Source organism: Saccharibacillus brassicae (assembly GCF_006542275.1).
Lineage (GTDB): Bacteria > Bacillota > Bacilli > Paenibacillales > Paenibacillaceae > Saccharibacillus > Saccharibacillus brassicae.
In genome coordinates, this window is sequence record NZ_CP041217.1 from 5,439,259 (window position 1) to 5,452,415 (window position 13,157).

General features: G+C 51.7%; 14 protein-coding genes and 1 pseudogene. 1 reads left to right on the forward strand and 14 read right to left on the reverse strand.

What is annotated here, in order from left to right:
- The first annotated feature begins 76 nt into the window (after positions 1–76).
- Positions 77–1,036: an excalibur calcium-binding domain-containing protein gene (locus FFV09_RS24590; protein WP_425472244.1), complete on the forward strand. Its 960-nt coding sequence runs from the start codon at positions 77–79 to the stop codon at positions 1,034–1,036.
- A 37-nt stretch (positions 1,037–1,073) separates the two neighbouring features.
- On the opposite strand, the gene FFV09_RS22780 is transcribed toward FFV09_RS24590, so the two are convergent.
- The 14 genes and pseudogenes from FFV09_RS22780 to FFV09_RS22840 form a co-directional block, all read right to left on the reverse strand.
- A complete protein-coding gene (locus tag FFV09_RS22780; protein ID WP_141449976.1) occupies positions 1,074–1,688 on the reverse strand; it encodes a hypothetical protein in 615 nt (204 codons plus the stop codon).
- Positions 1,689–1,719: 31 nt separating this feature from the next.
- Positions 1,720–2,757, reverse strand: a complete 1,038-nt coding sequence (locus tag FFV09_RS22785) for a hypothetical protein (RefSeq protein WP_141449977.1) — start codon at positions 2,755–2,757, stop codon at positions 1,720–1,722.
- Between the two features lie 191 nt (positions 2,758–2,948).
- Positions 2,949–3,152, reverse strand: coding sequence for a hypothetical protein (locus tag FFV09_RS22790; RefSeq protein WP_141449978.1), 204 nt, complete (start codon positions 3,150–3,152; stop codon positions 2,949–2,951).
- A gap of 649 nt (positions 3,153–3,801) precedes the next feature.
- Positions 3,802–4,335, reverse strand: a pseudogene (locus tag FFV09_RS24595) (peptidoglycan recognition protein family protein); the annotation flags it as partial.
- Between the two features lie 27 nt (positions 4,336–4,362).
- Entirely contained in the window at positions 4,363–4,881 is a 519-nt protein-coding gene (locus FFV09_RS22800) for a phage holin family protein (protein WP_342782075.1), read from the reverse strand.
- 71 nt (positions 4,882–4,952) lie between these two features.
- Complete coding sequence (locus tag FFV09_RS22805) at positions 4,953–5,222, reverse strand: hypothetical protein (RefSeq protein ID WP_141449981.1); 270 nt, start codon at positions 5,220–5,222, stop codon at positions 4,953–4,955.
- Positions 5,223–5,281: 59 nt separating this feature from the next.
- Positions 5,282–6,013, reverse strand: coding sequence for a hypothetical protein (locus tag FFV09_RS22810; RefSeq protein ID WP_212635453.1), 732 nt, complete (start codon positions 6,011–6,013; stop codon positions 5,282–5,284).
- Entirely contained in the window at positions 6,003–6,596 is a 594-nt protein-coding gene (locus tag FFV09_RS22815) for a stalk domain-containing protein (RefSeq protein WP_141449983.1), read from the reverse strand. Before FFV09_RS22815 ends, FFV09_RS22810 begins: the two co-directional genes overlap by 11 nt.
- A 41-nt stretch (positions 6,597–6,637) precedes the next feature.
- Positions 6,638–8,863, reverse strand: a complete 2,226-nt coding sequence (locus FFV09_RS22820) for a phage tail protein (protein WP_141449984.1) — start codon at positions 8,861–8,863, stop codon at positions 6,638–6,640.
- Positions 8,864–8,873: 10 nt separating this feature from the next.
- Positions 8,874–9,395: a phage distal tail protein gene (locus tag FFV09_RS22825; RefSeq protein ID WP_141449985.1), complete on the reverse strand. Its 522-nt coding sequence runs from the start codon at positions 9,393–9,395 to the stop codon at positions 8,874–8,876.
- An 80-nt stretch (positions 9,396–9,475) separates the two neighbouring features.
- Positions 9,476–9,616: a hypothetical protein gene (locus FFV09_RS23930; protein ID WP_170315119.1), complete on the reverse strand. Its 141-nt coding sequence runs from the start codon at positions 9,614–9,616 to the stop codon at positions 9,476–9,478.
- Positions 9,617–9,689: 73 nt separating this feature from the next.
- A complete protein-coding gene (locus FFV09_RS22830) occupies positions 9,690–10,082 on the reverse strand; it encodes a hypothetical protein (protein ID WP_141449986.1) in 393 nt (130 codons plus the stop codon).
- Positions 10,083–10,093: 11 nt separating this feature from the next.
- Positions 10,094–12,739, reverse strand: coding sequence for a right-handed parallel beta-helix repeat-containing protein (locus tag FFV09_RS22835; RefSeq protein WP_141449987.1), 2,646 nt, complete (start codon positions 12,737–12,739; stop codon positions 10,094–10,096).
- Positions 12,740–12,749: 10 nt separating this feature from the next.
- Positions 12,750–13,148, reverse strand: coding sequence for a phage tail fiber protein (locus tag FFV09_RS22840; RefSeq protein WP_141449988.1), 399 nt, complete (start codon positions 13,146–13,148; stop codon positions 12,750–12,752).
- Between the last annotated feature and the right edge of the window lie 9 nt (positions 13,149–13,157).

Sequence of the window (13,157 nt, forward strand, 5' to 3'; positions counted from 1 at the left end):
GACGTATAAGAATAACAAATTAAGGAAACATGACGATATAATAATTAGATACATATTATAGAGGGGGAACAACGAATTGAAGTGGCTTAAAATCTTTGCTTGGATTGTATTTCCGTATATCATGATTCTCTTCGCTTGGAAACGGTTTGGCGTAGTGAAAAGAACAACTGGTGTACTCTGGGCGTTCTTTATCCTCATCCTGACGATCGTTCCAAAGGACGCTCCGCCAGAAACGGTAACGACCAACACGACGCCGGAAGCAGCCGTTGTCCAAACGAAGACGGCCGAACCCAAAACTGAACAAGCGAAGGAAACGCCAAAACCAGCCGCCACTCTTCCGGCAGCTGATCCGGTGCCGGCTATTGATAATGACGAGGAATACGACGTCGTCCTTGAGTTCCCCGCCGCGAGATACCCGCAGACGGCCGCGCACATCGCTGCAGCAATCGAAGCCGGGCAACCAGCAGTATGCACGATCGACCGTAATGGCGCGGACTCGAACCGTGATGCTTCGCTGGCCGGATTGGCTACAAAAGCTGGTCACGATCGCGACGAATGGCCGATGGCCATGTGTGCCGAAGGCGGCGTGGGCGCGGATATTGCTTATGTAGAACTATCAGATAATCGCGGATCAGGTTCTTGGGTAGGCAGCCGCCTACGTGATTATGAGGACGGCACACGCGTGTTGTTCGTCCTGGATGGGACGAGCGACGCAAAGGTTGTAGCTGCCGAGAAAGAAACGCCAGCTTCCACTCCTGCAAAAGAGCCAGCAAAGGCTGTGACCCCAGCACCGGAAAAGAAACCGGTTGTCGAGAAGGCGCCTGTTGTTGCTACTCCGGCACCTAAACCGCAACCAAAGCCCGAGCCCGCACCAGAGCCTGAACCAGAACCGGTTGTCGAAGAACCGGAAGTCGAGTATACGTTTTATGAAAACTGCTCGGCTGTACGCGCCGCTGGCGCAGATCCGATCTACGAAGGCGAGCCAGGGTACGATACACATCTTGATCGTGACAGCGATGGTGTAGGTTGTGAATAAAATAAAACCATGTTTAGCTAAAAGCCTAAACATGGTTTTATTTTTTTATTTTTAATTTTTCCTCTTCTTGAATCCTTAAATAAGTTCGAAGTGTCTTTAATATCTCTTTCTGCTCTTCCGCTTCTTCACGCTCCTGTTCTATATTTTCAGAAAGCCGCTCAAGATCGGACTTATAAATTAAAGCGAGATTTCCTCCAAATCGTAATGCAGCTGAAAACATCCAAATCAAAAGCAAGAAAAAGACGAAGACTTGAAGGAATTCAAATTCGATTGCATTTGCTATTAAAGAATAAAACACTACTATAAAAGAACTTAACATCCCTTTAACAATAAAATTTACAAGCTTCTTTAAATCCAAATCACTTAAAAAGGCCATAACTGAGTTAACTTTGACGCTTCCTAACACCGACAATACTGTCATGTATATTCCTACAAATATCGCTGCAATAGTTGTTATCGTCCCGAGATTAGAAGAAATCAAAACTTCATAAGTCCGATAAAGCCAAAGTTCTAAGTCAGTTGAACCCATGCTTTTAGTGAAATATAACAATAGTTTATTACATAAAAACAATAGAGCGAAACCAGGGAAAAAAATTTGCATTGAACACTTCTCCAATAACCAACCAATGAAATTCGCTCTCTTGGCACTCATGGTATTTTCCATCCCTCTCCAAAATCATCAATTAAGCAGAGGCATTACCTAAGTCCTTTCTCTCTCCTTTTTGGACAGCGACTCGGTACTCCTCTTTAGGGATCTCTGTAAGCAGCGGAAGTTTTTTATCATGGACATACTTCCATTTTTGTAAAGTTACACTTCCTGGTCTTCCTTTCTCATTATACCGCTCTAGGATCTTATCCCCTACAAATCCCCAAGCATGATTTCCTTCTACATTTTCTAAAACAATATCACTCATAATTCCTACATTTTTAAGTTCGATAGACTCGTACTTCGAAGTTGCGTCATTTTTATAAAGTACAGAGCAGGAAAGCACTGATTCATTTTGATCAATTTGTAACAACTCTAAAAGTTTTAGAATTTCAGAGCCATCTAGTTGCAATTTTCGCTGTCTGCCTTTTCCAAATTTCAGTTCGACTATCGGTGCTTCTACATCCTCTTTTATTTTGTCCATAGCGCTCATAATATTAGCAAAAAGACTATCTTTATGCGCTTTAGTTTTAGAGCTTTCTAGGATTGAAGAAAAATTTTCAGCTTCTACATTCATTTTTAACTGTATGTTTTTTATATCACTTGATTTCCTTACATCCTTTAAACTTTTTTTAGAATCAACTGGAACGAATTTGATTGCCCATTGTTGAGCTGGATCTTCATTTATAAAAAAAGAGTTAAAATACTCTTCTAAATCTTTTGCTTTACTACCATAGAAGCTATATTCAACCAAGACAGTCCTTGCGGTTGGAATTGTTACTAACGATATCATCTCTATTATATCGTTTTCGATCATGTCAGCTTTACTAGTGTTTATATCTCCGATATAAGGCTTTACCTGTTGTCGATATTTCCCTAACCCTACAATCCTACAATCCGTTTGTTCGGAAGGAATATTTATTTCAAACAAGGCTGTAGGATAATTGTTAATTTTACGAATACGCTTTTCCCAGTCCAACTTTCTGATCTTATCTAAAAATTCTGTGAAGTATATAGTTGTTGCTTGGGCGTTCAAAGTAATTGCAACATTGTAGTATTGAAATTTTCTTGCCATGTGTTTCTGCAGCCCCATTCTTTAGGAATAATTACTTGCCAACTTAATAATCCCTTAAAATGGTTGAATAGGCAATAGGAACGGATATTCCCTTAGGAACGTTTGTTCCTATCTATATTATACTTTTTTCTGTCTTTCTTCAACTAAAACGGTTGATTGTATAACAGCCTTAGACTAACACTGAGAAATTTTCACCTATCAAAAACTTTAAAAATGTACAAATGTCGCTGATAGTATGTGCCACCGATCCGGACGGCAAATTCCGTATACTTCTGTACCGGACCGCCGTAGTCGACCAAAGACCGGTCCTCTGCATCGATGACAAAGACCCTTACCTGCAGCAACGCTGCGGCGAAAAACTCCTCGTTGCTGATCAGTTCTTTATATGTATTCATGATGAGCCTCCTTATAAACAGAAATCGGCCCTGTCCTGGCTATCCAGGCAGGGCCGATTCTTTCGGTTGCTTATATTATATCTGTTCTTCGGTTTAATTTACAATTTCGGTTTTTAGATTGAATGCCGTGCGCGAGCCTCACGATCATATACCATAAAAAAAGAGCCTATTGTTTGAACGGATAGGCTCTTTTGCTGAGGCTTTAGGTTTGTTCACAAAGCGATTTTTTGTGGTAAAACAAACGTCAAGTTGAAGGCATGCCGGCAGCACGCCGCAGATAATTTGCCCGATTATTTACATGAGCGGCAGATTCATCATTTCCAGCTGCCTTCGCTCGATACCAGTCCGGCGAAAGCCAACGAAAGACGATCTCCTGAACGTTGCTCTTATACAGCTTGACCGGCACCGCTAGCGGCCGTATCTGATCATCTACACCGGCCGCCGATCGCAGATTGACGGCAAGTCGGTGGAAATGCTCCGCTTCCGGCTGCTGCCCAGCCGCGTTGGCCGCTGCCCAGGCCGGACGCACGTATTTGTCGATCAGTTCCTTTGCTACGGCCACCGGCAGAGGCAGGAAGTCCGGTTCCGCTGGCTTCGGAGCCGGCGCAGGCACGGGCGGCAGCGCGACGGCAGCAGCCATCTCCGCGGCGACGTCGTTGACCAGGTCTTTCAGCGTCCGGCCGCCGGACCGCAGCGCGTTATCGCAGTCGATCTTCCGCGCCGGGTCCAACTGTTTGTGGCTCGGAATGAACAGGCGCGGGTCCTTGTTCCACTTTTTGCAGCAGAAGGCCAGATACCAGACGAACCGCGCGTACGCCGCCTCGAAATCGATTCCGCCGCCATAGCACAGCTCCACACCCAGCGCGGCGTCGTTGGCATTGTAGCCGAACCGCTCATTGTCCAGTTTGACGCCATAGAGTACGTGCCATGCCTTTTCCGCCGGATCCGGACCGGTCCCGGCCGGGATGATCTCCAGAATCTTCTTGTCGTCGATGAATGTGTGCGCGGATGCGGAGCGGTCCTTCAGCGCATTGAAATAGCGGTAATGCGAGTCTGCCGATGCTCCGGGATTTCCGACGTCGTGGGCAACAAAAAAAGCCGGCACGCCGGTTGTGAGCCGGAGTCCTGGCCGTGTATTCGAGCGCTTCGCAATATAGCGGCGCTCGATCGGATATTTGTTCAAATTCAAAGTGGTGCCTCCTTTGGCCGATTAGGCCGTTTTGTTGTCTTCGGCCGCCTGTGCTTCCGCGGCAGCCTCTTCTGCCTTGTCTTCCTTCACAATCTCCGGCTGCGCGTCTGGGATCAGAATCGGGTTTTCTTCCGGCTTGGTCCGGCTCTGGAAAATATGCACGGCATCCCGGATGATCGGCGGCATCGGCACGCCCATTTTACCCATGTTCTCGACGACGCTCAGCAGCTCATTCGCCAGATAGAAAAAGATCACGGCATCCCGGAACATATGCAGATCACCGAGAACCTGGTCGACCAAATGCGCGATCGCCACGACGACGAAAATCGCCGCTTTCCGGACGATGCCAAAGTACCCCACTCGGCTGCGCAGCTCCCCGCGCACCCACGCCGCCGTCAACCCTGTTGCCCAATCCACGATGATAAGTACCAGCAGCAATGTGACCATTGTATTCGTCCCTCCAAATAGGAACCCGACCACGACACCGACGGCCGCGGCCGTCCCCTTGATTATTTGTTCCCCCAGATTCCCCATACGCATTCTCCCGTTCTTGTAAAATGAGCCCTCGGGTCCGAAGGCATAAAAATAGCGCGTCCCATAATGGGCGCGCTCTATCCGGCCGACTCCTTGTGTTGCTGCTCTTCACTTGCTTCTCGCGCTGTTTCCCCGGCCTCACCTCCTTCACGGGCATCAGCGGCGGCCTGGTCGGCTTCGTCGATGGCGTTCAGGCCGGCGCCGACCATCAGTTCCAAGTGGTGCAGGATCTCGCGTCTCTTTTTCAGATCAGGGTACTGCTGCAAGACGGTTGAGACTACAGCCTCCAGTTCTCCGGTGGGATCGCCGAGATCAATGAGACACTCGATTTTCATAGCAAATTTCATTTTTATATTCTCCTTTTCCGCACGAAAAAGCCGCTTTGTAATAAGCGGCTTCATGTGGATTATCTTATGAATTTTTGGAAATCCAATTCGTATACAGCATAATCGTCTTTTCCGTTAAAAAGGAAAACCAGTTCGGCGGGTTGTTCGAAATCGATCTGGTCTCCTACCCAAAAAATAACATGCCCATTTTCCCGAATGTATCTTTCTTTAGTTTTTTTCATATCTCGTCCGCTATCATACATAGAATTTCCGTCAATAGAATCCGCTTCATATTCTCCCGCTGGCTGCAAAACAAAATCGCCTTGGCGTAAGACAACATGAAAATCAGAGGATGCTTCTGTCGGAAGCCTATATGACTCTGTCAAAAAAGATAGCGTTCTATCTCCTGCATCAGCTCTTACATCGGTAGGGGATGGCGTCTCCATGCGCTGATACGCCGCATCAGCACTCCGCACAATCGACGCCCACGGACTAAACAAGGTTACAAACGGAGGATGATCAGCAGCCGTGCGCAACTTATTTTCCTTCAATGGCAGCCGCTGATCCCTCATGTAGTTTTCCATATCGTACTCTTGAAATTTAGAAGCCTCTCTGATAAGAGCGTTTACCTCATTTTCGTTAGGATAATAAAATCGCTCATATGTGTCGCGGGCGGTAGAATCTTTAACTTCTACCTGTGCAATACTTTCGGCAGAAACATTATTTACGTCTTTTTGCGAACCTACCACAAGCACCGTCACGCCAATGGAAACAAGGACTAAAGCGGCCCAGAAAATCCGATCACTTTTCATCTTCATATTCCCGAGCGGCCTTCAAAGCGGCCTTAACCAATACAATTTCGGATTCAGTCTCAGAAACCATTTGTTCATATTCTTCTAACTGTTTTTTCTTGGCTTGCAACGCCGTATCGTTATCGATTTTCTCGCTTATTCCCGTCATATCAGCCACTTCCAATGCCAATCGATCTCTACCCACCTTTGTCGGAGCAAGAACATTATTTTCAAGCACATTCAGTGTGCTTTCAAGGTCTGCTTTTGTGCGACCGAAATATTTGTTTTTCGAATCATCTGTAGAATTTGATTGCAACGAATCCCGAATGCTTGATTCGTCTGTTGACACTTCTATAGATTTAGATTTTCCGTCCACTTTTATCCCCATCCCTAACGCATCGGAAAAAGATCGAACAGGAAGCATCGCTTTATTGCCGAGGATTACGGCCTTATCGGCAAAGTTTACTCCGTCAACTTTTACGCTGTACTCCGCTGTCACCTTCGTTCCAACCAGACTTTTTACTTGATCAGCAAGGGCAGTTCCGGCCGTGCTCAGTATGATCCCGGCCAGTAAACCCGCCACTAAATATCCTGTCTTTTTCACAAAATCCCTCCGTAATGGTCGCCGTTTCCCTCATATTACCATTACGCAGCGGAAGTTGGGAAGTTTCCTCCTCCAGACGGCGCCAACGTTGCACTGCCATGATTGTGATTTGGAAGGGTGACAGAATGCGAATGTCCTTTGTCCGACTTATTATTCAAAGCGTTCCAGATTCTATTCATTTCACTCTGGAGTCCCACAATATCTGTGATTGCGAGTGTCAGACCGCTCACACTCCCTAAAAAGTTCACTGTACTATTGAACGTCGCCGGCCCAACCATAGTTGCCGCGCCCTGCAAGCGGATCGGGTTGGCCGTATTGTTCGATCCCAAAAAAAGGTCGTTGCTGAAAATCGTCAGCCCGCCATTTTGGTACGAATTCAGCTCCCCGGCAAATCCGCCGCCGGAACCGAAGAAGCCCAACGATGCGATACTGCTGTCCGTGCTCGTATTGATACGTATGCGCACCGTCCCGCCGCTATCGTACGCTTGTAGGCCGCCGGCTGCCTGCTCGATTCTGCGCCCGCTCTCCGCCGTTTTAAACGTGGAGCCGATGATTACGCTGCCGCGCACCGTAGACGACTCGACCTCTCCGGAGAACCGCGCTGCCGTCGCGCTCATGATGCCGCCGGACGTCACCGTGAACATGCCGTTGCCGACGTTGATCGACGACCCAGTGATGGCGCCGTTCGTGAAATTCGAATAGGCGATGTTCGCGTAGTTGGCCGTGAGGCTGTTCGCGACGACATCGCCCCTCATGTTCAGGCGGAACGCTGCCGCATCGAAGACCGACGCTCCCGCGGAGATGCCGCGCGTATTGATCTGCACGACGTCCTCGCCGCTGCCGATCAGCATCGAGACGAAGTTACCGAACTGCCCAATGACCGCCTCCGCCACGACGCGGCCGCCGACGACCGCCGCGCGCGCCGTCTTGCCGCCGTCGGAGCTGATCAGGATGCCCGCGGCCGTAAGCCGGACCTGATTCAGCGGATTCGTCTTATCCTGCGCAAGGATACCGCCCTCGAGCGGGTAGCTGATCTCCGTCTTGCTGTTTTTGATGTCGATCACCGCCTGCCGGGCGAACGATTCGAAAATGTCCGCCCGGATACGGCCGCCGGATAGCATGCCGTTGACGATGTTTTTGGCCTGGTCCAGATCCGCGATGATGTCGTTCCAGTCCGGCCGGACAAAGTTGGCCACTGTCGCTTTGGCATGCTGATCCAGCGCAAACGGATACTCGCTCAGCTCCGTGACCCGGGCTTTCATGTTTTTCAAGCTCATTTCCGGATCGTACACGTACACGATGTCGCCCAGCCCTGCCGGCGGGTTCGATCCGTCCAGCTTGTGCAGGTCGGCCGTGTCGATCTGCACTTCCAATTCTGGCACTTCTTTCTTTGCCAGCTCTATGCGCGCTGCCTCCAGCAGATCCTTCGGCTCTTCAATGTCCTGGTCGCTCATTTCGCCGTCGAAGAATGGGATGTCCTGGCTTGCCCAAGCGCCGGCGTATTGCGAAACAAGGAAGTTGGACTGCAGCACGCCGCCAACGATCGCGCCCGGCACCGCTTCGAGCCGTGCCCGCTCGTCCGCCGTCAGGATCGAAGCCGGCTGCCCGATCCACGTCCGGCCGTCCTTCATGGTCGCGTACATCCGCGTAACGAGGTTCGACGACTCGTCCTTAAACTGGTCGTTGACGATGTTCTTTTTCAGGCGGTATTGGTGTCCTTTGTCTTGGCCGATCTGCTTCCGCAGATAAATGACATGATTGTCCGGCTCGACTTCCATGCCGTACTGCTCCACCAGCGCGTTGAGCGCTTCCAGGCAGTTGCCCCGCCCCCAGTCCTTCACGTCGCGCAGCCCAAAGTCGTCCTCGATCCGGAATTGGAAGAGTCCGCCCGTAACGTCCGTGATCCGCTGCAGCAGCACGCTGACCGGGATGCCGTACCGCTCCTCGACATACAGATCATACGGGATTTTGAATTCTTTCAGCGTGTACATGATGTGCGAGCACACGATTTGTGCCGTTAGCTGCTTGCCGCCGCGAACCCGGCTCCGCCCATTGATCACGTAATACTGGCCGCGCTCGTCCCGCACGTGGCCTTTCATCAAGATTTTTTCCCGGTAGTCAGCCGACTGCATGGGCACCGTGAATGTCAGCTCATAGTCCGAATTGATTCGCCGCTGCCGCTGGACGCTGCTCGGGTCCACATCTTTGAGGATGCCGATCCGCCGGCGGTTTTTGTCGAACGACTCCAAATATTTTTGTTTTTGCATCAGCATCGCCTCAGTACAGGTATTTGTCTTTGTGCGTGATCCGCGTCAAGACCGAGCGCTGCGCTTCCTTGTCGGAGTACGTCAGCGTGTTGACCCCGCGGATCAGCTCAAGGAAGTCGCCTTCCATGAGGTGCAGCGCGTTCTCGCCGTTGATCGTGACAGTCATTTCGGTCGAGTCGATTTCGATTCGCGCGCCCGGCGGGAAATCTCCGGTAAATCGGATTTCTTCCACTCGCGCCCGCACGACTTTGGCAAGCATTTCCGTCTGCATTTCAAACTCGGCGCCAATCAGCATTTCGCGGACGATCTGCGCCAGCATTTCAATTTGCGTCTCAATCGTGGCCTGAAGTGCGCTCTCCCGAATAAATGAAGCTTCCATTTCGGTCTGCGTTTCGAAAATGGCGAATAGCGGCGCCTCGACGTTTATCCTCGCTTCAAATTCCGTTTGCGTCTCAAAAGTTACGGCCAGCGCAATCTCAAGCGAAGCGGCCCGGCCGAACGGTGTACGCCCGAATGGGCTTGTATTAAACACGGCATCGCCGCCTTTCATGAATAAAAATGCCCCCGGTAGTCCCAAGGGCATAAAAATAACCGCTCCCGGATCGGGGCGGTTTACTCGGCTGCGGCCGGCTCGGCCAGCATTTCGTCAACGATCGGACGGAGCGTCGGCGATACGTCTTCAATAGCCAGGCGGCCCGCCATGATCAGGACCACGGCGTTCCCGGCCAGCATGCGTTTCAGTTTTTCACTCATCAGTTTCTCACCCCCTCTCGTAGCCATCCAGATTCCTAAACGAAAGGCAGCGGCGTAGATCCGGCTGCGCATATCAGCCCTCCATAAGCGACATGAGCATTTCGCCCAGGCCGTTGATCATTTCTTTATTGTCCAGATCGGCCGCGCGCAGCCGCGCGACTTCTTCCTCAAGAGAGTTTTTCGGCGGCGAAGGGACTTCATTCGGATCTGGTTCGGGGCGGGCTTCGAAAACCGGTCGCCTCGTTTGCGGGTCGATCCGCGCAAGCTTTTGGCTCGAAAACTCTTCTTCGTACTCGCCCCATCCAAACTGCTGCATTTCGATCCCTTCTTTCCCGATCAGTTCCGGGTGCCAATCTCTGGGGTCGTTATCTTTGTAATAGTCGGTGACTGTCGTCTCAATCGTACCCGTCTGGAATACGATAGCCCCTTCACTATCAAAATAAACTCGCGGTCCGTATTTATACATAGTTGGCCTCCTTATCCGAAAGCTTCGATCATTGTGTCGTAGGTCGATCCGCTATTCGCGTAAACTCGAAGAGCCTGCGGCAAACCCTCGTTCACGTTGAACTCGTTGTACGTGCCGGACTTACAGAGAACAAAACCGGCGAACTGCGTATACTTGGCTTGATCTTGGTTAACAACGCCCGAGTTTACTGTTTGGTAAACCCGCCAGGTCCCTCCTGGAGGAAGTATTGAAATAATAATAGATCGAGGTATAAAACCAAAATTTACTTCGTTCACGGAATAAGCCCCCGCATTATATCGTTGAGCGAAATATCGTCTTGGCGTTACGGTTCCTACAACGCCAAACATATTTACGCCTTCCAAAATATTTCTAGCAGCCAGATCCGGTTCGGCCTGAATCAGCTGCGACTGTGTGACCTTAATCTCCCCGTCGCCCGCTCCGCCTTTCTGGTAGCCGCGTTCCGGGTAGACAGCGATCCCGCCATCACCCCATTGAGCCGCCCCCGTAGCGTTTCGAATGCCCGTCAAAACGGGCACGGTCCCCGTCTCACCGTCCGGGTAAGCCGCACTCATAAACGTGTTACCGTTGAGCACCGTCGCCGGTGACGCATCTCCGGTCGGCGCGGCGCTACGTGCTAAAAAATAGTTTCCCACCTTAACGACCGATAATGGAGCGCCTGCTTTGATGGATCCGGCAGCAAAAGTTCCGCCGGATTGCCGCCGGATGGGCAGCGCGGTCAGCGCGCCGATCTTGAGCGTTGGGTCTGCGACTGTATTCGCTACATGGGGCACAATCGTAATCGACAGACCATCGACCAGGGCGGCTGGCTGCGGGCTCAGCGTTGCCGTATAGACCGCCCCAGTGCCCGTAGTGGCTGCATAACCCGATTGCCGTACGTAATCCGCTTTATTCGCGAGCGCATTCCACGCCGATCCGTCCCAGCAATAAGATTCTCCGCCGTAATAGACGATTTGCCCGATTTTGTATCCAATAAGATTCGCGGCCGTCGGCACGGCATCTACCGTAAACGGAGCCGTCTCAATGTTTGCCGTCGTCCCCGTCAGCACCAATCGCGACCCGACATTCATTGTAAAGCACGCGATTTTGGCGTTCGGCGAGTTATGCAGTTGGATTGCCCGTTCGATCAGATACGGAACACGGTTATCCATCGATACGATATTCCCGATGCGAACCCCATCGCAGCCGTCGGCGAAGAAGTTATCGACTCCCCCATGGCTATTGGTCGTGTTCGACGTGTTGTTGTCGACGACCATGAAATTCCCCATATCGCTGGTCCGGTCGAGCGCGACCATCAGCACGCCTTGCTTCCCGTTGTTGTTGGCCGTGTTCGCCCCACCTGAAATGCAGCTGCCGCTGAACTTAAAGCCGGCTTCGATATTTTGTTCCGACGTATTCCCATCCAGAAATACGTACGTGGCGTTGGCCTGCGTAACGACCCCGTTGGCGTCCGACCCTACGATCGTGTTGTTCGTAATTTTCGTTTTCGTCGACTCTCCGACTTCGATGCCGTTGTACGATCCGCGGTGCGCGATGTATTTTCCGGCATTCCGGATCTTGTTGTCGGCGACGGTCGTATCGATCGGCGCATGCGTATCGTAATCCGCCGTGCCGTCGCGGTGAACCAAGATACCGCAACTGGATGTGTTTTCAATGTCGTTCTGGGAGATGTCGACGCTGATCGACCCGACGTTGGTGATGCCGCGGCTCCGCGAATCTCGAACAAAGTTTTCGTGGATTCGGATGCCGAAGCAGGCGGCGCCGTGCCTTTTGTAAGAAACGGTCGCGATGCCATCGTCACCGCTGTCAAATACTCGACACCGCACGACGTCGATGTCGAACGCCCCTTCGGTAATATGGATGCCGTCGGCCTGCGTGCTGCGCACCCGGCATCTTTCGATCGTGCCTTCGCTGCCGCCGCCTACATAAATGCCGGCTGCTGCCGTATTTTCGATAATGACGCCGCGGGCGTGGAATGTCGTGCAAAGATCGAATTCGATGCCGTCGCCGCCGGATTGCCGCGGTCCACCCGGACCCACGATCCGGAGATTTTCGACCCCGACACGCTCACACCGCGAAAAGATCAGGACGGCGTCCGTATTGTAGTCCGCTTTGATCGGCGAGCGGTATCCAACTCCGTAGAGTACGAAGTCTTTGACCGCATCAAACCGCAGCGGCGCCGAAATCCGGTATTCGACCGCCGCCGGCGGAAGGAAGACTCGCTGCGCCCCGTCTGCAATCTTCGCGGTGATGTATCCCATCAATCCCGCCCGGTCATCCGCGACGCCGTTTCCGCTTACGTTGTAAAACGGCGGGATCGTGCCGGCAGCGTCTCGCACATTGTCGACCAGCGTGTCATGGTCGTATGCAGTAAAATATCGCGCGACGCGGGCGCCGATACTCCAAGACTTGGCTGCGCCCTGGAATCCGCGTGTCACGCCCGTCAGCTTATTCCCGGTCTTCCCGGTATACAAAACGACTTCCGCCGTCTCATCGCTGCCGATCGTCGCCACATTCGGCGCGTCCGGCAACTTACTCGCATCCAACAACGTAATTTCTTTCGCCGAAATTGTAGCCGCTACGCCCAGTTCGGTACCCGGCGAGCTGATCTGTGCCGGGTACATCGGTTTCTGCACCATGGGGTCCCCCTTACTGTCCGAAACGGACGACGATACTATCTTTGTACATTTTTACTTTGTCGTTGGCCAAAAAGGTTTTGGCGTTATCGAGCGGCCGCGAAAACAGCAAGTTCCCGCCTGTTTTTGCCGTGCGCAGCCCGATATGAGTGATCAGTCCGACATCGCCTGTGAAAATGGGAAATTCAATGTCCGCTGTATTTTTGGTCGTTTGTTTGCCGTTCTCGACGGCGGCTGCCGTAAAAGCTACCACCTGCCGCTCGTACCCGTTCCCTGCAACTTCTTGCCCGGTATCGGCCGCGGTTGGGTCCGACTTGTAGAGCGCTACATAGCACCCCGCTGGCGGCGAGAAGGCCACGCCGCGCAGCATCGAATTGAGCACCTGCGCAGACAGCCAGTTCGAAATTTGCATTGCCATCGT